At 61.0% G+C, this 18,624-nt stretch carries 14 protein-coding genes and 1 pseudogene; 11 read left to right on the plus strand and 4 right to left on the minus strand.

The genetic code is table 11. The features are described 5' to 3' along the window. Window positions 1-26: 26 nt before the first annotated feature. Genes zwf through SJI00_RS20555 form a run of 3 tightly spaced genes read left to right on the plus strand, consistent with a single transcriptional unit; the run spans window position 27 to window position 2,888 of the window. Entirely contained in the window at window positions 27-1,496 is a 1,470-nt protein-coding gene (zwf, locus tag SJI00_RS20545) for a glucose-6-phosphate dehydrogenase (RefSeq protein WP_322463504.1), read from the plus strand. Continuing rightward, window positions 1,483-2,193, plus strand: a complete 711-nt coding sequence (gene pgl, locus SJI00_RS20550; RefSeq protein ID WP_322463505.1) for a 6-phosphogluconolactonase — start codon at window positions 1,483-1,485, stop codon at window positions 2,191-2,193. The genes zwf and pgl overlap by 14 nt, the downstream gene beginning before the upstream one ends. Before the next feature lie 17 nt (window positions 2,194-2,210). Then, window positions 2,211-2,888: a bifunctional 4-hydroxy-2-oxoglutarate aldolase/2-dehydro-3-deoxy-phosphogluconate aldolase gene (locus SJI00_RS20555; protein ID WP_322463506.1), complete on the plus strand. Its 678-nt coding sequence runs from the start codon at window positions 2,211-2,213 to the stop codon at window positions 2,886-2,888. 283 nt (window positions 2,889-3,171) lie between these two features. Here SJI00_RS20555 and leuA read toward each other — a convergent pair whose 3' ends face one another. The 3 genes from leuA to xseA all read right to left on the minus strand — a co-directional run bounded on the left by leuA (window position 3,172) and on the right by xseA (window position 7,700). After that, the gene (gene leuA / locus SJI00_RS20560) at window positions 3,172-4,845 is read right to left on the minus strand and encodes a 2-isopropylmalate synthase (protein ID WP_322463507.1); all 1,674 of its coding nucleotides are present in this window, start codon (window positions 4,843-4,845) and stop codon (window positions 3,172-3,174) included. Window positions 4,846-5,489: 644 nt separating this feature from the next. Then, complete coding sequence (locus SJI00_RS20565) at window positions 5,490-6,317, minus strand: peptidoglycan DD-metalloendopeptidase family protein (protein WP_322463508.1); 828 nt, start codon at window positions 6,315-6,317, stop codon at window positions 5,490-5,492. 3 nt (window positions 6,318-6,320) lie between these two features. After that, a complete protein-coding gene (gene xseA / locus SJI00_RS20570) occupies window positions 6,321-7,700 on the minus strand; it encodes an exodeoxyribonuclease VII large subunit (RefSeq protein WP_322463509.1) in 1,380 nt (459 codons plus the stop codon). Between the two features lie 141 nt (window positions 7,701-7,841). Between xseA and SJI00_RS20575 the strand changes: the two genes are divergently transcribed. The 8 genes and pseudogenes from SJI00_RS20575 (at window position 7,842) to SJI00_RS20610 (ending at window position 15,887) form a co-directional block, all read left to right on the plus strand. Next, window positions 7,842-8,615 carry an N-acetylmuramoyl-L-alanine amidase gene (locus SJI00_RS20575; protein ID WP_322463510.1) on the plus strand — a complete coding sequence of 258 codons (774 nt, stop codon included), beginning with the start codon at window positions 7,842-7,844 and terminating at the stop codon, window positions 8,613-8,615. A gap of 48 nt (window positions 8,616-8,663) precedes the next feature. Continuing rightward, entirely contained in the window at window positions 8,664-9,419 is a 756-nt protein-coding gene (locus SJI00_RS20580) for a sulfite exporter TauE/SafE family protein (protein ID WP_322463523.1), read from the plus strand. A gap of 45 nt (window positions 9,420-9,464) precedes the next feature. Continuing rightward, complete coding sequence (locus SJI00_RS20585) at window positions 9,465-10,034, plus strand: sugar ABC transporter ATPase (protein WP_322463511.1); 570 nt, start codon at window positions 9,465-9,467, stop codon at window positions 10,032-10,034. A 101-nt stretch (window positions 10,035-10,135) separates the two neighbouring features. Beyond that, on the plus strand, window positions 10,136-11,605 hold the full coding sequence (guaB, locus tag SJI00_RS20590) for an IMP dehydrogenase (RefSeq protein WP_322463512.1): 1,470 nt from the start codon (window positions 10,136-10,138) through the stop codon (window positions 11,603-11,605). Window positions 11,606-11,684: 79 nt separating this feature from the next. Further along, the gene (gene guaA / locus SJI00_RS20595; protein ID WP_322463513.1) at window positions 11,685-13,262 is read left to right on the plus strand and encodes a glutamine-hydrolyzing GMP synthase; all 1,578 of its coding nucleotides are present in this window, start codon (window positions 11,685-11,687) and stop codon (window positions 13,260-13,262) included. Window positions 13,263-13,450: 188 nt separating this feature from the next. After that, window positions 13,451-14,306 (plus strand): annotated as a pseudogene (locus SJI00_RS20600) (IS5 family transposase). Between the two features lie 311 nt (window positions 14,307-14,617). Next, entirely contained in the window at window positions 14,618-15,481 is an 864-nt protein-coding gene (locus SJI00_RS20605; protein WP_322463514.1) for a polymorphic toxin type 44 domain-containing protein, read from the plus strand. Further along, on the plus strand, window positions 15,459-15,887 hold the full coding sequence (locus SJI00_RS20610) for a hypothetical protein (protein ID WP_322463515.1): 429 nt from the start codon (window positions 15,459-15,461) through the stop codon (window positions 15,885-15,887). The genes SJI00_RS20605 and SJI00_RS20610 overlap by 23 nt, the downstream gene beginning before the upstream one ends. Before the next feature lie 551 nt (window positions 15,888-16,438). Here the strand turns inward: SJI00_RS20610 and SJI00_RS20615 are convergent. Further along, window positions 16,439-18,460, minus strand: coding sequence for a methyl-accepting chemotaxis protein (locus tag SJI00_RS20615; RefSeq protein WP_322463524.1), 2,022 nt, complete (start codon window positions 18,458-18,460; stop codon window positions 16,439-16,441). Window positions 18,461-18,624: the final 164 nt, after the last annotated feature.

The following is an 18,624-nucleotide window of genomic DNA, read 5'->3' on the forward strand; positions in this document are numbered from 1 at the left end:
CCTAACTCTATAAAAGAACCACATTTATGGCGCTTATCAGTGTTGAACCTTGCACCCTCGCGGTGTTTGGGGCCTTGGGCGACCTGGCCCTGCGCAAGCTGTTCCCTGCGCTGTACCAGCTCGACCGTGCACAGTTGCTGCACGCCGACACCCGCGTGCTGGCGCTGGCGCGCGAAGTCGGTACGGTCGATGCGCACCTGCACAGCATCGAATCCCACCTGCGCCGCTACGTGCCAGCGGACGATCTTGAGCCTGAGGCGCTGTCGCGCTTCCTGGGCCGGCTGGGCTACCAGCACCTGGATTTCCTCGAGCCCGGCGGCTATCTCGCCCTGGCCGAGCAGGCCCCGGCCGAGCGGCCGCTGATTGCCTACTTCGCCACGGCGGCTGCGGTATACGGCGCGATCTGCGAAAACCTGCACGAGGCTGGTCTGGCCAGCCACACCCGCGTGGTGCTGGAAAAGCCCATCGGCCATGACCTGGAATCCTCGCGCCGGGTGAATGACGCCGTCGCACGGTTCTTCCCGGAAAATCGCGTGTACCGCATCGACCATTACTTGGGCAAGGAAACGGTACAGAACCTTATCGCGCTGCGCTTTGCCAACAGCCTGTTCGAGACCCAGTGGAATCAGAATTCCATCTCCCACGTGGAAATCACCGTGGCCGAGAAGGTGGGTATCGAAGGGCGCTGGGGCTATTTCGACAAGGCCGGCCAGCTGCGCGACATGATCCAGAACCACCTGCTGCAGTTGCTCTGCCTGATCGCCATGGACCCGCCCAGCGACCTCTCGGCCGACAGCATCCGCGACGAGAAGGTCAAGGTGCTCAAGGCGTTGGCGCCGATCACCGGCGAAAGCCTGGCCAGCCGCGTGGTGCGTGGCCAGTACATCGCCGGCTACAGCGACGGCAAACCCGTGCCGGGCTACCTCGAAGAAGACAACTGCAATGCCCATAGCGATACCGAAACCTTCGTCGCCCTGCGCGCCGACATCCGCAACTGGCGCTGGTCGGGCGTGCCGTTTTACCTGCGCACCGGCAAGCGTATGCCGCAGAAGCTGTCGCAGATCGTTATCCACTTCAAGGAAACCCCGCACTACATCTTTGCCCCCGAGCAGCGCCAGGAAGTCGGCAACAAGCTGGTCATCCGCCTGCAACCGGACGAAGGCATTTCCCTGCGGGTCATGACCAAAGAGCAAGGCTTGGACAAGGGCATGCACCTGCGCAGTGGCCCGCTGCAACTGAATTTTTCCGATACCTGGCGCAGTGCGCGGATTCCGGATGCCTACGAACGCCTGCTGCTTGAGGTGATGCGCGGCAACCAGAACCTGTTCGTGCGCAAGGACGAGATCGAGCACGCCTGGTCGTGGTGCGACCAGTTGATCGCTGGCTGGCAACGCAGCGGCGATGCGCCCAAACCCTATGCCGCGGGTTCCTGGGGGCCGATGAGCTCGATTGCATTGATCACCCGAGATGGGAGGGCGTGGTATGGCGATATCTGACCTGCAATTGCCAGAGGGCGTGCAGACGCATCAACTGGCGGACTCGAGCGTACTGGCCTCGACCTTGGCCAATGACGTGGCCCAACGCTTGCGCTCGGCCATCGAGCACAAGGGCCACGCCTGCGTGGTGCTGTCGGGCGGGCGCAGCCCGGTACCGTTTCTTGAGCAACTGGCGCAGCAGCCGCTGGACTGGTCGAAAGTTACCGTGAGCCTGGCGGATGAACGCTGGGTGCCGGTGGAGCACGAAGACAGCAACGCCGGCTTGCTGGCCCGTCACCTGTTGCAGGGCGCGGCGGCCCAGGCCACCTTCTTCGGTCTGTACCAGCCTGCAGCTGACCTCGAGCGTGCCGCGCAACTGACCGACGCCGCCCTGGCCGAGCTGCCGCCGATCGATGTGCTGGTGCTGGGCATGGGCGACGATGGCCACACGGCCTCACTGTTCCCCGGCAGCCCGCACCTGAGCGAAGGGCTCGACCCGCACAGCCCGCGCCGCTGCCTGCCGATGCTGGCCCCCAGCGTGCCGCACCAGCGCCTGAGCATGACCCGCGCTCTGCTGGCCAGCGCCGCGTTCACCGCATTGTCGGTGCAAGGCCCAGGCAAGCTCGCCGCGCTGCGCGCCGCGCTCGCGACCGATGCGCAGCGCATGCCGATTCACGCGTTTCTTCACGACCCCCTGGACATCTACTGGTGCCCATGAGCCAAGGATCATCAGACATGACCACCCTCGAACGCCCACAACCGTTGCTGAGCATGAGCGAGAAGACCGCGCGCATCGACGCGATCTGCGCCCAGGCGCGCATCCTGCCGGTCATCACCATCGCCCGCGAACAGGACATCCTGCCGCTGGCCGATGCGCTGGCCGCCGGGGGCATCCGCACCCTGGAAGTCACCTTGCGCTCGGCCCATGGCATCAAGGCGATCCAAGTACTGCGTGAACAGCGCCCAGAGCTGTGCGTGGGCGCCGGCACGGTGCTGGACGGCAGCATGTTCCACGCCGTCGCAGCCGCCGGTGCGCAGTTCGTGGTCACCCCGGGCATCACCGCGGCGCTGCTTGAAGCCGGCGTGCACAGCGACATCCCGTTGTTGCCCGGCATCAGCACGGCGTCGGAAATCATGAGCGGCTACGCCTTGGGCTATCGCCGCTTCAAGCTGTTCCCGGCCGAAATCAGCGGCGGCGCGGCAGCGATCAAGGCCTTCGCCGGGCCGTTCGGTGACATCCGCTTCTGCCCCACTGGCGGCGTCAATCCGGCCAATGCACGCAGCTACATGGCGTTGCCCAATGTGATGTGCGTTGGCGGCACGTGGATGCTGGACGCAGCCTGGATCAAGAATGGCGACTGGGCACGGATCGAGGCAAGCAGCGCCGAGGCGATGGCGTTGCTGGAGGAGTAGGGCGTCTGCCGCCTGCCTGCAAAGCGCGGGGCTTGCTGGGTGCGACTGGCCCAGCGGCTGGCGCCAGCGCACGAGGCGCTGGCCAGCGCTGATAAAAAAACCCGCATCGTTTGATGCGGGTTTTTTTATTGTGCGAGACCGAGGGCGGTCAGGCTGAGGCCAGCCCGTCAAGCGGTCGAGCGAGTGGCCTCTGGCTTGAACCGGTCACAAGGCCCAGTAAAAAGCGGCGCCTTTTCGGTTCGCGCAGGCACCGCTTTTCACTGACTGACGGGCACTGAGGCGATCAGGCCGCCTTGGCTTCCTGCTGGCTCAGCGAGCGGTTCAGCGCGCTGAACAGCGCCTTGAAGCTGGCGGTGGTGATGTTTTCATCGATGCCCACACCATGCACTGCACGGCCGCCAGCAACGCGCAGCTCGATGTACGCGGCGGCCTTGGCATGGGTACCAGCGCCAATGGCATGCTCGTTGTAGTCCATGATTTCCACCGCGACCGGCAGGCCGGCGACCAGCGCTTCCAGGGCGCCATTGCCCTTGCCGCGCCAGTGCAGCGTGGTTTCACCTTCACCGGCGACTTCCACTTCCACGGCGCTGTGGCCGTTTTCTTCCTGCAGGCGATGGCTGACCAGCGCATACGGGGTGTTGGCCTGCAGGTATTCCTTGTGCAGCAGGCTGTAGATCTGCTTGGCAGTCATCTCCAGGCCCAAACGGTCGGTTTCACCCTGAACCACCTGGCTGAATTCGATCTGCATGCGCCGCGGCAGGCTGATGCCGTATTCCTGTTCCAGCAGGTAGGTGATGCCGCCCTTGCCCGACTGGCTGTTGACGCGGATCACCGCCTCGTAGCTGCGGCCGATGTCGGCCGGATCGATCGGCAGGTACGGCACTTCCCACCGTTCGCCGTCCTGTTGTTTGGTCAGCCCCTTGCGAATGGCGTCCTGGTGCGAGCCGGAGAACGCGGTGTGAACCAGGTCGCCGACATACGGATGACGTGGGTGCACGGGCAGCTGGTTGCACTCTTCGACCACTTTGCGCACGCCATCGATGTCGGAGAAGTCCAGTTGCGGGTCGATACCCTGGGTGTAGAGGTTCAGGGCCAGGGTCACCAGGTCAACGTTGCCGGTACGCTCGCCGTTGCCGAACAGACAGCCTTCAGCACGGTCGGCGCCGGCCATCAGGCCCAGCTCGGTGGCAGCGATGCCGGTACCACGGTCGTTGTGGGTGTGCAGGCTGATGATCACGCTGTCACGGCGGTTGATGTGGCGGCAGAACCACTCGATCTGGTCGGCGTAGACGTTGGGCGTGGCCACTTCGACGGTGGCGGGCAGGTTGAGGATGATCTTGTGCTCAGGGGTCGGGTTCCACACCTCGATCACCGCGTCGCACACCTCTTTAGCGAACTCCAGCTCGGTGGCGCTGAAGGTTTCGGGGGAATACTGGAACGTCCACTCGGTGTCGGGTTGCTGGGCGGCGTACTTGACGAACAGCTTGGCGGCATCCACAGCGATCTTCTTCACGCCTTCCTTGTCGGTGTTGAACACGATGCGGCGGAAGGACGGGCAGGTGGCGTTGTACAGGTGGACGATGGCTTTCTTGGCCCCGCGCAGCGACTCGAAGGTACGCGCGATGAGGTCTTCACGGCCTTGGGTGAGCACCTGAATGGTGGTGTCTTCAGGGATATGGCCGTCTTCGATCAGGCTGCGCACGAAGTCGAAATCGGTTTGCGATGCAGCAGGGAAGGACGCTTCGATTTCCTTCACGCCCACTTGTACCAAGGTCTTCCAGAACCGCAGCTTTTTCTCGGCGTCCATGGGTTCGATCAGCGACTGGTTACCATCGCGCAGGTCGGAACTGCACCAGATCGGCGCCGCCGTGATGGCCTTGGACGGCCAGGTGCGGTCGGGAAGGTCGATGGTGGGGAACGCGTGGTACTTTTTCGACGGGTCTTTGAGCATGGACATGGAAGCAATCCTTGAGTGTGCGGCCTGATCGGGCCTGCCGGCAGAAACGAGGTAAACGGACGAGGCGACGCGATTCACCCAGGTAGTCGTGCACTGACCAGGCAAAGGCTGCGGTGTTGGCGGAGCAGAATGAGGGTTTTGGCGCTTTTCATAGCTTGAACCCTAACCAGTGGCATCAGGGTTGGCAAGTGTTCGAAAAAAATTGGGATAAATGCTGGGTAAAAGTAATTTTTTGAGATTTTGTAGCGGATTGATAACTGTTTTCTAAATTTTATTGTTCAATGTTTTCCTAACGCGCAACCTGGTCTGGGTGTTGTCTGCGGGCAGCGCCGTTGCGCCTTGAGCGGGTTTGGCAAGCGTGCCCCAAGCACCCCTGCAGGCGCGCGGTGGGCTTGGTTTTGCGGGTGATGGGCTGCAGAGCGGCCCTTGATAGCTACGACCACGGTCTGTCCGTGATTCTGCGTTTTTGCAGGAGGGCTGCCAGGCAGCCCATCGTGAGCAAGCTTGCACCTAAACAGGTTGCGTGCGCCCTGCACTGTGCAGGCGCGAGCTTGCTCGCGAAGCCTTTCACCCAGGACGTTAATGGGCGGGTGAACGCGTTGTCTGGAAGGGCTTCGCGCACGCTCGCTCACACAGGGGGGCGATCAGGGCTGGAATGCGCCAATGAAAATCGCCGGGTCCACCCGTGCATCGTTGAGGCTCACGTTCCAGTGCATGTGCGGGCCGGTCGCTCGGCCTGTGGAGCCCACCCGGCCAACCACCTCGCCACGGCGCAGCGTCTGCCCCGGCTTCACATCGATCTTCGACATATGACAGAACATGCTGATGAAGCCCTGCCCATGGTCGACGAACACCGTCTGGCCATTGAAGAAGTAGTTGCCGATCAGAATCACCGTGCCATTGGCCGGGGTCTTGATGGGCGTACCCGCGGGGACGGCGAAGTCCAGGCCAGCGTGGGGGTTGCGCTCTTCGCCGTTGAAGAAACGGCGCACGCCAAACTTGCTCGACAGCGGACCGTTGACCGGCTTGTCGAGGATGAGGTTGCTCGGCAGGGCAGGGCTGAAACTGCGGTACGCCTTGATCTGCTCGGCCAGTTCACGGTCGATGCGATTGAGGTCGGCCGGGTTCGGGTTGACCTGGCGGGTGTTCTTCAAGGTGATGCGCTGTTCGGGATACTTCTTGCTGCCCACGGTGAAGGGCAGGCTGCGGCTGCCCTGGGTCAGCGTCGCGGCGCCAGGCTTCTGGGTCAGCGGCAGACCGACGATGGCCAGCCAGTTGTCCTGTTCCTTGACCACCAGCACCGGCTTGCCGTCGAAGCGCGCGCTGGGGGCCTGCGCGCCGGGGCCCAGGTCGACCACGGCCACGCCGCCAGGCACGGGCTTGTTCAAGGTGCGGGTGATGTAGCTGGCGTGCGCCAGCGGGGTGAGTAGCGCGAGGCACAGCGCGAGCAACGGGGCGAGCGAGCGGGGCATGTGTCAGTCCAATAGGGAAAGCGTGACCGGAGTCTGGTGATTGTCTTCGACCCGCACCTTCAGCTCGCCTTCGTTGAGGCGGGCGGTCAGGCGCTGACCGTTGTGGGTCTGGGCGGCGCTGCGCACGGCGTTGCCGTGCTCATCGAGCAGGATGCTGTAGCCGCGCGCCAAGGTTGCCAGGGGGCTGACGACCTGCAGCGTCTGCACCTGTGCCTGCAAACGCTGGCGGCGGTGCTTGAGCAGCTCGCGCATGGCCCGTGGCAGGCGCTCGGCGAGGCTTTGCAGGCGCTGATCGAGCAGTTTCAGCGCGCGGCCTGGATGCTGCGCGCTCAGGCGCATCTCCAGGCGATTGAGCCGCTGCTGACGCTGGCTGCTGTTTTGCGCGAAGGCGCGGCGCAGGCGCATGTCCAGGTCGTCCAGGCGCTGCGCCTGCTGGCGCAGACGCTCCCCGGGATGGCGCAGGCGGCGGCTCTGGCCTTCAACGCGCAGGCGGTCATGCGCCAGGCGATTGCGCATGCGCATCAGCAAGCGCCGCTGCAGGCTCTCGAGGCGCTGTTGCAAGCCGCTGCTGTCCGGGGCAAGCAGTTCGGCAGCGGCCGAGGGGGTGGGCGCGCGAACGTCGGCCACGAAGTCACTGATCGATACGTCGGTTTCATGGCCCACGGCGCTGACGATGGGCGTCACGCACGCCGCCACGGCACGCGCCACGGCTTCTTCGTTGAAGCACCAGAGGTCTTCCAGCGAACCGCCGCCGCGGGCCAGGATCAGCGCGTCGAAGCCCTGGCTGTCGGCCAATTGCAGCGCCCGGACGATTTGCGCTATCGCCTCACGGCCCTGCACTGGCGTGGGAATCAGGTTCAGCTCCACCTGCGGGGCGCGGCGGCCGAACACGCTGATGATGTCGCGAATCACCGCACCCGTCGGCGAGGTGATGATGCCGATGCGCTGAGGATGCGTGGGGAGTGGCCGTTTGCGCTCGGCGCTGAACAGGCCTTCGGCGCTGAGCTTTTCCTTCAGCGCCTCGAAGGCCAAGCGCAGCGCGCCGTCGCCTGCGGCCTCGACGGTGTCGACAATCAGCTGATAGTCACCGCGCCCCTCGAACAACGACACCCGCCCCCGCACCCGTACCGCCAGGCCGTCACGCAGGGCCTGACGCACCCGCGTGGCGTTCTGCCGGAACAGCGCGCAGCGCACCTGCGCGCCGCTGTCTTTGAGGGTGAAGTACAGATGCCCCGACGCCGGGCGGGCAAGGTTGGAGATTTCGCCTTCCACCCACACGCTGCGGAATACATCTTCCAGCAGCACGCGAGCGCGGCCGTTGAGTTGGCTGACGGTGAGAACTTCGCGGTCCAGGCCGAGCCGGTCGAAAGGGTCTTTGATCATGCCGGCATCATAAAGGACATGACGCTCTGATGCACCGGCTGCGCGGTGGCGCAGTTTTCCTACCATTGGCGTCGAATTTCCAGGCTTACCGAGCCAGCTGCGCCGCCGTAGGTTGCGTGCACCGACCACGCTGGAGGCGCTATGTACGACCTCGATGACACAACCTATCGTTCAACAGCGTTTGACACGCGTGAACGACCCATCTGCTTTCTAGTGATCCATTACACCGCCGCGCATTTCAACGCCTCGGTCAACGCACTGGCCAAGGGCCGCGACGTCAGTGCCCACTACCTGGTGCCCACGCCTGACGATCCCACGTATCGACGCGCAGGTTTCGATCAGGTGCGGATTTTCAATCTTGTCGATGAACATCAGCGCGCTTGGCATGCCGGCGTCAGCGCCTGGGCGAATGAACGCGGGTTGAACCATTCGGCCATTGGCATCGAGTTGGTCAATCACGCTTCGGCAAGCGACGGGCGATTCGACTTCCCGGCCTATCCTCCCGAGCAGGTCGCCGCCTTGATCCAGCTGTGCCAGGACATCATGGCGCGTTATCCAGCCATCACGCCTTGCCACGTACTTGGCCATAGCGACATTTCCATCGGGCGCAAGAGTGATCCCGGTGCGGCCTTTCCTTGGCTGCAACTGCATCGAGCAGGCATCGGTGCCTGGTACGACGAGGGTCTGAAAACCGACTACCAGGCCCAATTCACGCGGCAACTACCCGACCACAGCGCCATTTTCGACAAGCTGCGCCAGTATGGCTACAGTGTTCCGGCGCAGCCGGAGGCTGCCTATCGGCAACGCCTGCTCAGAGCGTTTCAGCTGCATTTTCGCCCCGACGACCACCAGGGCGTCCTGGATGCGGAAACGGCTGCGATTCTCCATGCGTTAGTGGACCGCTACAGGACGTGAGCAACCACACAGGCATGGTTTGTTACGGATTAACCAGGACTTGGCATGATGCTAGCCCAGCTGTCGTTCACCCCCCTTGAATGGCTGCCCATTTTGTTTGGCATCGCCGCCGCCTATGTCGTGTTCGGCATCGCCGGCTTCGGTACTGCCCTGGTGGCGGGCCCTGTGCTGATTCACTTCATGCCGCTGTCGCAGATCATTCCCTTGCTGGTGTTGCTGGATTTTGTCGCGGCATTTGGCAACCTGCTGCCTTCGCGCCGGGATGTGGTGCGCGGCGAGCTGCTGCGGCTGCTGCCGTTCATGGCCCTGGGCTGCACCTTGGGTGTGGTGTTCCTGTTGCAGTTGAAATCCGACCTGTTGCTGCTGCTGATGGGGCTGTTCGTCACGGCCTATGCCATCTACGGCCTGGCGGTGAAGGTGCGCCCGGCCCACCTGTCGGGCTGGTGGGCGGCGCCGATGGGCACGGTGGGCGGGTTGTTCGGCGCGCTGTTCGGCAGTGGTGGCTTTCTTTATGTGCTGTACCTGAGCGCGCGGCTGCAGGCCAACGAACAGGTGCGCGCCACCCAGAGCGCGCTGATCAGTTGCAGCACCTTGGTGCGGTTGTCGCTGTTCCTGATTGCCGGGGTGTATGCCGATGCGGGCCTGCTGATGCTCGCGCTGTGTCTGTTGCCGGTGATGTTCGCGGGCCTGTGGGCGGGGCGTCGGTTGAGTGATCGGTTGTCCCGCGAGGCCTTCGTGCGGCTGGTGACCTGGCTGGTGCTGGCCAGTGGCCTGGCGCTGATCGGTCGCTACCTGAGCACTTGATCAGCGGTTAGAATTGCCAGCTCTCACGCAGTCCGCAGGCCCGTCATGAATTCCCAGCGCATCATCGTCCCGAAAATGTCCAGCGTCATCGCCCATGAAGCCCGCGCCCGGGCAATCCTGCGCTGGCTGGTGCGCGAGCGGGTGATCGAGGAGCAGCCCAGCACCTGCGGCAGTACCGGCAACCGCATGGGCTACGCCTTGACCGACGGTGCGCGCAACGTTGCGCTGCAGCCTGAGCGACTACCGTTCGGCGAGCCGGTCAACGGCCTGGAAGTGGTGCTCGACCGCTGCATCTACACGCCCACCCAGGGTTTTCTCGAAGAAGCCGGCTGCGCAGAGTGTCGGCGTGAGGTGGGCGAGCCGTTGTTCGACAGCCTGGAAGAGTGGATGCCGGGGCTCACCGACAACTTCACCTGCCCGCTGTGCGGGCATGAAGACGACATCAATGGCTTCCTGTTCCTGCAGCCCTGTGCGTTTTCCAATCTGGGCTTCATCTTCAACGGCTGGGGCGAGGCGGGGTTTAGCGCCACGTTTCTCGACGCGTTCGCCGATTGGCTGGACCAGCCGATCGCCGTGGTTCAGGTGGATCGCCCGTCGCCTGCGGTGAAGGCCTGACGGTAGGCCGCTGGTAAGTCGGCGCTGAATTTGCATTGAGCGGCGGGGCGTAAATCGGTATGATGTCGCGCTTCCATTTTCCCGCCCGGGAGCCGCCCGCGATGCTGCGTATCAGCCAAGAAGCCCTGACCTTCGACGATATCCTCCTTGTACCTGGCTACTCCGAGGTACTGCCCAACGAAGTCAATCTCAAGACCCGTTTGACTCGTGGCATCGAGCTGAACATCCCTCTGGTTTCCGCCGCCATGGACACCGTCACCGAAGCCCGTCTGGCCATCGCCATGGCGCAGGAAGGTGGCATCGGTATCGTCCACAAGAACATGACCATCGAGCAGCAGGCCAGCGAAGTGCGCAAGGTCAAGAAGTTCGAAGCGGGCGTGGTCAAGGACCCGATCACCATCGAAGCTGACGCCACCGTGCGCGACCTTTTCGAGCTGACCCGGATGAACAACATTTCCGGCGTTCCGGTTCTCGAAAACGGCGACCTGGTCGGCATCGTCACCTCCCGTGACGTGCGTTTCGAAACCCGCCTCGAAGCCCTTGTGCGCGAAGTGATGACGCCCAAAGAGCGTCTGGTCACCGTGCGCGAAGGCGCTGACAAGAACGAAGTCCGCGAGCTGCTGCACAAGCACCGTCTGGAAAAAGTCCTGATCGTCGATGCCGCGTTCAGCCTCAAGGGCATGATGACCGTCAAGGACATCGAAAAAGCCAAGGCCTACCCTCTGGCCAGCAAGGACGACCAAGGTCGTCTGCGTGTCGGCGCTGCGGTGGGCACCGGTAAAGACACCGCCGAGCGCGTGGCCGCGCTGGTCGCCGCAGGCGTCGACGTGGTGGTGGTCGACACCGCCCACGGCCACTCCAAGGGTGTGATCGAGCGCGTGCGCTGGGTCAAGGAAACCTACCCGCAGGTGCAGGTCATCGGTGGCAACATCGCCACCGGCGCTGCGGCCAAGGCCCTGGCTGACGCCGGTGCAGACGCGGTCAAGGTCGGTATCGGCCCAGGCTCGATCTGCACCACCCGTATCGTCGCAGGTGTCGGTGTGCCGCAGATCAGCGCCATCGCCAACGTCGCCGCCGCCCTCGAAGGCACCGGCGTACCCCTGATCGCCGACGGCGGCATCCGTTTCTCCGGTGACCTGTCCAAGGCCATCGTGGCCGGTGCTTCGTGCGTGATGATGGGCTCGATGTTCGCCGGTACCGAAGAAGCCCCGGGCGAGGTCGAACTGTTCCAGGGCCGCTCCTACAAGGCCTACCGCGGCATGGGCTCGCTGGGTGCAATGGCCCAGTCGCAAGGCTCTTCGGACCGCTACTTCCAGGATTCCTCGGCCGGTGCCGAGAAGCTCGTTCCGGAAGGCATCGAAGGCCGTGTGCCGTATAAAGGCGCCCTGGCCGCGATCATCCATCAGTTGATGGGCGGCCTGCGCTCCTCGATGGGTTACACCGGCAGCGCGACCATCGATGAGATGCGCACCAAGCCCGAGTTCGTCCGCATCACCGGTGCCGGCATGGCCGAGTCCCACGTGCATGACGTGCAGATCACCAAAGAAGCCCCGAACTACCGCGTAGGCTGAGGCTTTCAACCGCATCCTCAAGCGGGGCTGTCACGAACAGCCCCGCGTCGTTTCCGATTTCCACTGACGAGATTGAGTCATGGCCCTCGATATTCACGCCCACCGCATCCTGATCCTGGATTTCGGCTCCCAGTACACCCAGCTGATCGCCCGCCGCGTGCGCGAGATCGGCGTTTACTGCGAGCTGCACCCGTTCGACATGGACGACGAAGCGATCCGCGCCTTCAACCCGCGTGGCATCATTCTCGCTGGCGGCCCTGAGTCGGTGCACGAAGCCAACAGCCCACGCGCGCCACAGGCCGTGTTCGACCTCAACGTACCGCTGCTGGGCATCTGCTACGGCATGCAGACCATGGCCGAGCAACTGGGCGGCAAGGTCACCGGTTCCGAGCTGCGCGAATTCGGCTACGCCCGCGTCGACGTGGTCGGCAAGAGCCGCCTGCTCGACGGCATCGAAGACCACATCGACGCCGATGGCGTACTGGGCCTGGATGTCTGGATGAGCCACGGTGACAAAGTCACCTCGATGCCCGCCGACTTCCACGTCCTGGCCAGCACCCCAAGCTGCCCGATCGCCGGCATGTTCGACGACGCCCGCGGCTACTACGGCGTGCAGTTCCACCCGGAAGTGACCCACACCAAGCAGGGCGGTCGCATCCTTTCGCGCTTCATCCAGGACATCTGCGGCTGCGAAGCCTTGTGGACTCCGTCCAACATCGTCGAAGACGCCATCGCTCAGGTGCGTGAGCAAGTGGGTTCGGCCAACGTGCTGCTCGGCCTGTCTGGCGGTGTCGATTCTTCCGTGGTCGCCGCGTTGCTGCACCGCGCCATCGGTGACCAGCTGACCTGCGTGTTCGTCGACAACGGCCTGCTGCGCCTGCACGAAGGCGATCAGGTGATGGCCATGTTCAAGGAGAACATGGGCGTCAAGGTTATCCGCGCCGACGCCGAGGCCCAGTTCCTCGACAACCTGGCCGGCGAAGCCGACCCTGAGAAGAAGCGCAAGATCATCGGCCGCACCTTCATCGACATCTTCGATGCCCACGCCAGCCAGCTCGAGAACATCCAGTTCCTCGCCCAAGGCACCATCTACCCCGACGTGATCGAGTCGGCCGGCGCCAAGAGCGGCAAGGCCCACGTGATCAAGTCGCACCACAACGTGGGCGGCCTGCCGGAAGAGATGAACCTGAAGCTGGTCGAGCCACTGCGTGAACTGTTCAAGGACGAGGTGCGCAAGATCGGCCTGGAACTCGGCCTGCCGTACGACATGGTCTATCGCCACCCATTCCCCGGCCCAGGCCTGGGCGTGCGCATCCTCGGCGAAGTGAAGAAGGAATACGCCGACATCCTGCGCCGCGCCGACCACATCTTCATCGAAGAACTGCGCAAAGCCGACTGGTACCACAAGACCAGCCAGGCCTTCGTGGTGTTCCAGCCGGTGAAATCGGTGGGCGTGGTGGGCGATGGTCGTCGTTATGCGTGGGTCGTTGCGCTGCGGGCAGTTGAAACCGTGGACTTCATGACCGCACGCTGGGCGCACTTGCCGTACGAGCTGCTGGAAACGGTGAGCGGCCGCATCATCAACGAGATCGAAGGGATTTCGCGGGTGACGTACGACGTGTCGAGCAAGCCGCCGGCGACGATTGAGTGGGAGTGACTCCACAGCGCTGCATGTGAAAACCGGCTATTGCCGGTTTTTTCATGTCCGAGCTAATGGCCTATTCTCGCTATTGAAAGAGCTGCATTTTGTTAGGCTCTGTACGAAATTCTGAGAAACCCAATCACTGCCCCGCAGCCCTAAGGATTTTGTAGATTCCTGGGCCATCAACGGAAAGGAATTCTGTGATGGCGAAGCGGTACGAAATCTCGGACGAGGCGTGGGATCTTCTCTCCGACCTTTTCATCGAAATACGTAGGCGTGGCCGACCTCGGGTGAGTGACCGGCTGATGCTCGACGGCGTGCTGTGGGTGCTTTACTCCGGTGCTGCGTGACGTGGTGTGCCGGAGCGGTTCAGCCCTTGGTGAAGCGTGTATCAATGTTTCCAGGACTGGCGGAACAACGGCGCATTCGATCAGATGCTGAAGCGCTTGCACCTAAGACTGAATGAGCAAGGCTTGATCGATTTACAGACTTGGATGATTGACTTAACCGCAGTGCGCGCTACCTAAGCATCATCAGGTGCTCGGAAAAAGGGGACCTGCCGAGCCTGCCGATCATGCTCCAGGCCGCAGTCGCGGTGGCCTGACGACCAAAATCCGCATGCTTTGCGATGTCAACGCGGTACCGCTGCGGTTCCACCTTTCTGGTGGTCAAGCCAGTGATATCAGCTATGCGAAGCCGCTGCTCAAGGGCGTCAAGATCCCTTCAGCGCAGCGCGGGCGACCTCGCAAGCGTTGCAAATGGCTGTTCGCTGACAAGGGCCATGACTCAGAGGCCCTGCGTTAGTACTGCGACCTCGCTCGTATGCAGCCCGTCATTCCGATGCGCTCAATGAAACGCAAGCCCAAACTAGGCTTAGCAAGGTTGTTCGACCGGCCTAAGTACCGATAGCGCAATGTCACCGAGTGTCTGTTTGGCTAATTGAAAGAGAATCGCCGGTTTGTAACACGTTTTGACAAGCTCGCAAAAAATTATGAGGTAATGGTCTCGCTGGCTTGCTCCATGCGGCGTTTACGAAGCCTTATTTCGTACAGTGCCTAGATTGACACTTCGTTATTTTGTTTTTTTGTGTTTCTCCAGCTTGCCCTCAGTGCAGGATTTTTGTAAATTTCAGCGCAAGAAAATCTAGTTTTCTCACGCTGAAATATGGCCGTAAAAAGATAGCGTAATTGCCACTTTTATAAATTTAAGAGAGGATTTGCTATGCCTGTTGAACTTCCTAATATTGAAATTACTGGGCGGCGCGCCGACTTTCCCCGCTCACTGTTCGCGAAGTAATAGAGCCTATTGATCCGCAGGCCAACGATACACTCGAGTGGCTAATACGTGCTACAGAATATGTGGCGGAATGGATGACCGAAAAACGTGCTGAGATAAATACACAGCATGATGTAAATGTATCTAGTATCGATTCAGAGATGGAGAAGGAAATCAAAGATGCGGGAGGCTCCGGGTCCAAATTTGATATATCTACGCCTGCCGTAAAAATAACGAATGAAAAAAATATTGTGGTTAAACTGCTTTTGAAAAAGCAGTCTGCTGCTGAGGAAAAGCTCTCCTTTGCTAGAGGCCTATATAGCGGCAATGCATTAGATTCCAAAGTCACCAGTGCCAGTGCATTCGTAAGGGCTCAGGGATATAGTGTGGTAGTAGATCAATCGCGTCTCGCGAACTGGGCGAACAGCTTCCAAGCGCTCAAGCTGGCTCAGATTTACACCGAAATGGCGAAGCGTCTTCAAACTCAGGTGGATACGCTGTCATCCATAGAAACCGCACAGTCAGCAAATGCTGCATTAGAGCTTGCGGCAGCAGAAGAGCAGATCCGTCTTGAACACTACCCAGCTGCACCGCCAGGAGTATCATTGGCACAGAATCTAGAGGATGCGAAATCGCAAAAAAAGTCCTTTAGGGTTGGTGGTGTTACCTTATTGTTAGGTTGGTTTTACAGTAAAGTTAGAAATCGTGGAGACTGGGACTACAAGCAGCAAGGTCGAGAGTTTGCAAGCTTTGGGAATTTTAACTATGGTGCTACCGGTACTGCAGCTGGAATTCCTGAGGCAGTACTCCTACGAGCCGCCGGAGCAACGCAAATGATCGCCGGAACTTCAATGGCTGACTTCAACTCATGGTGGACTGACACACCTTATGGTGATGATCCAGTTGACCAAGCATGGATCAAGGCCGGAATCAATTATGCAAAATCCCAAGGTTATTAAATGGGTACTATGGTTATTGTTAGTTTTCTGTGTGGGGCAAGCTCTCTTCATCGCCCTGTCAGGACCTTGGCGACCGGCCCCTGAACGGGTTGTCTCAGTAACTCCAGTCGATGAGGGTGGCGCTATCTACGAAGTCTTGTATGACTCAGGAGGCGCAACGGTTCCTTTTGTCTATCGATATTTTCTGATGGAATTTCAATCCACTGATGATGCAGTTCTAAAGAAAACCGTGAATGCCACCCCTTTTCTCGTAACTCAAAGCTCCGGTGCAGTGCAAGAAGTTTCAGGCTCATCAGTCAAGTTGCGCACCCGTGGCGTGATCTATGAATTTCATAACAGAGGTTACTTTAAGTTAAATGGTCAAATGAAACTGGTGGTGTTTGGGCTTGACGCAGCGCTGCCATAGTTGGCAGACCGATCAATCGCATATCCTTAAAAAAAGCCGCATCAGCGGGTTTTTTTTTAAGATGAAACGCTCAATTAAAGTCGACGAGGTATGAGCACAGGAAGACTGTTTCGGTCTTGCTATTGGGCGCATCATGGCGGAAGGCTACTGGAATCGGGGCGTCAGGATTGGTGACCATGGGGCTGAGGTCAAGGTGTGGTTGGTGAAGCGGTTACATAGACTACGGTTTGCAAACCGTCGATATCCTTGAACAGAGGCTATCGATAGATGCCCTGAAGCCCGCGTAACTGCGGGCTTTTGGCTTTTTAAGTCTGGCAAGCTCCGGCAGCTTTATGCATGAATACCACCGTATTCCATGCCTGAGACTTCTCACACGCAGGCCCTCTTCGACGCACGCTCAGGCACTCGCGAAAAGCTGAGCCCGCGTTAGGCCTGGCACAGTCATCTGTCCAATCTGATCAAACATCCTGAGCCCTGAAGCCGCAAATCCGTCAGCCGCAGCAGCGGCTTATCGGGGATGAGTGTTTTAGCCCAGCCGACTCGACCTACCCCTACCCATGGGTCAGCCCAGTCAACGTATCCGCAATATTCTTAGTACGTTGCGCCGTCCCCTCGGTCGCGCGGCTCGACGCCTCCAGTGCATCGAGCATTTCCCGCAACGCGCTGACCCCGGTGGATTGGTCTTCGATCTGCTGGGCAACACGCTGGATCTCACTGGACAGCAGGTCGATATCCACGCCGATTTCCGCCGCATTCTTACGGGTGATTTCTGCCAGTTTGCGCACCTCATCTGCCACCACCGCAAAACCCCGGCCCAGGTCGCCCGCGCGCGCCGCTTCAATGGCGGCGTTAAGCGCCAGCAGGTTGGTCTGCCCGGCGATCTGCTGGATCACCTGCACGATCGACTGGATACGCAAACTCGACCCGGCCAGTGTGCGCGCACCTTCCACCGCCACATCCGCCTGGCTGGAAAGCCCTTCCACCGTTGTCCCGGCCTGAGTAGACACGGCGTTCTGCTGGTCGATCGTACCCACCAGCTCATCCATCGAGGCGTGCAACTCACCCGAGTAATGCTTGAGCTGCGCGGCGATGTCCTCCTGCTGACGCTCGGCATGGGCCAACACCATGCCCAAGTCTGCCAAGCCTTCGAACACCTGCAGGATATTGCGGTCGAGCCCACGGGTATTGAGGGTATTGCTGAAGTCCTTGTTCTTGAACGCGGTAATCTGCTTGACCACCACATGGTTCAACCCTGCCAGCTTCTTCACTTGGCGCCGTAGGAAAAATGCCTTGAACTCGCCGTAATGGGCGATGAAGTCGTCCACGTACTCGTCACTGAAACTTGCACCCTTGGCCACCCGGAAAAAGAAAATCGCCGTCAGCGTCTGATTCAGGTTCAAGCCCAGAATCTCCCCAAAGGTCGAAAAACCCGCCAACGGCACATCACCAAAAATCCCGGCCATGCTGCCCAGCTCGGCGCCGTTGTTCAGGCGGCGCAAAATGCAGTCGTTCAAAATCCCCGCCACCGGCTGGCCACCCTTGCCGCGCAGGAACTGCTCATAGTCCAGGCGCGTCGCCTCACGCAATGGCGTACGTCGCACCATCACCAATTCCTCGCCCGGCGCCACGTCGCAAAACAACTGCACGATCTGCTGCTCATAATCGATGCGCGCAATGGACCGTACGAACAACTCACTGCCCACCCGAATCGCAAACGAATAGTCCGCCAGCTTTGACTCCAGCGCCTGGGGGGCGCAACTGAACGCATCACACAGCGCTTGCACCATGCTCTTGATATTGCCGTTGCTGTCGATCACCTGGTCAATCGTGCGGTCCTCTACCGACGCCGTCAGCACACTGAAGGTCAAATCCGCCGGTTTGAAGTTCTGGCTCTTGAACACCCCGAACCGCACCTGCGCTGCCGTCTTCAGGAACACGATCTGAGCATGGTTCTGATAGCTGCGCTGACCGTCGTGAATCAGCGTCTTCTGGAAGTCCGACTTGCCCCCGGCCGATCCCCCCACGAACAAACAAGGGAACCGCCCCGACTCATACAGCGCCTCCATGAAGAACGACTCCGACGCCGACAACCCGTCGAATACCACGTACGCCAACGTATCGCGATGATCGATCGACAGGCGTACCTGCACGCGCTTGATGTTGGCCACCAACTTGGCAATCCGCTCCTGCATCCCCAACCGCTTACCGCCACTGCGAATGTCCTCACACTCCAACGGCACCATCACCACTTCGGCCGAGGCGATCAGACTGTCGTCGAACAGCTGCAATACAACCCGGTCCCAGCGCTCGCCCGTGGGGCAATACAGCACATTGGGTGCATTGCAGAGCTCGCCCGAGGTGGTGCACAGGCTGATGGTGGATTGGGGAAAGCGGCGTTTGAGCTTGGCGCAGATGACGTCGATGTCCAGGTGCGGCGAGATAAAGCCGGTGATCAGGGTGGGACTGATGCGTAAGGCGGCGAGGGCGGCGTCCAGGTCGTTGGCAGTGCTGTTGACCGTGACGGTGCCTTGATGATCGCTCCGGGCTTTTTTCAGACGGGAGAATGGGTTCATGTGGTGGGCTCGATGGAGGGGGAGGAGGAGGCATGCGATTAGCAGGGTAATCGGCAGGCTGGGTGGGGGCTGGAGGGAGATGTGACGGATGGCCGCGGTTGAAACGGCAGGAACCAAACCCTTCGCCTGCCCAATGACATGGCCTACGAAGGCGTTGGCGAGCT

The organism is Pseudomonas gebzensis (genome assembly GCF_034427815.1).
Classification (GTDB): Bacteria; Pseudomonadota; Gammaproteobacteria; order Pseudomonadales; family Pseudomonadaceae; genus Aquipseudomonas.

Coding starts and splice junctions, on each gene's coding strand:
- zwf (WP_322463504.1), top strand. CDS start 27: ATGGCGCTTATCAGTGTTGAACCTTGCACCCTCGCGGTGTTTGGGGCC.
- pgl (WP_322463505.1), top strand. CDS start 1,483: ATGGCGATATCTGACCTGCAATTGCCAGAGGGCGTGCAGACGCATCAA.
- SJI00_RS20555 (WP_322463506.1), top strand. CDS start 2,211: ATGACCACCCTCGAACGCCCACAACCGTTGCTGAGCATGAGCGAGAAG.
- leuA (WP_322463507.1), bottom strand. CDS start 4,845: ATGTCCATGCTCAAAGACCCGTCGAAAAAGTACCACGCGTTCCCCACC.
- SJI00_RS20565 (WP_322463508.1), bottom strand. CDS start 6,317: ATGCCCCGCTCGCTCGCCCCGTTGCTCGCGCTGTGCCTCGCGCTACTC.
- xseA (WP_322463509.1), bottom strand. CDS start 7,700: ATGATCAAAGACCCTTTCGACCGGCTCGGCCTGGACCGCGAAGTTCTC.
- SJI00_RS20575 (WP_322463510.1), top strand. CDS start 7,842: ATGTACGACCTCGATGACACAACCTATCGTTCAACAGCGTTTGACACG.
- SJI00_RS20580 (WP_322463523.1), top strand. CDS start 8,664: ATGCTAGCCCAGCTGTCGTTCACCCCCCTTGAATGGCTGCCCATTTTG.
- SJI00_RS20585 (WP_322463511.1), top strand. CDS start 9,465: ATGAATTCCCAGCGCATCATCGTCCCGAAAATGTCCAGCGTCATCGCC.
- guaB (WP_322463512.1), top strand. CDS start 10,136: ATGCTGCGTATCAGCCAAGAAGCCCTGACCTTCGACGATATCCTCCTT.
- guaA (WP_322463513.1), top strand. CDS start 11,685: ATGGCCCTCGATATTCACGCCCACCGCATCCTGATCCTGGATTTCGGC.
- SJI00_RS20605 (WP_322463514.1), top strand. CDS start 14,618: ATGACCGAAAAACGTGCTGAGATAAATACACAGCATGATGTAAATGTA.
- SJI00_RS20610 (WP_322463515.1), top strand. CDS start 15,459: ATGCAAAATCCCAAGGTTATTAAATGGGTACTATGGTTATTGTTAGTT.
- SJI00_RS20615 (WP_322463524.1), bottom strand. CDS start 18,460: ATGAACCCATTCTCCCGTCTGAAAAAAGCCCGGAGCGATCATCAAGGC.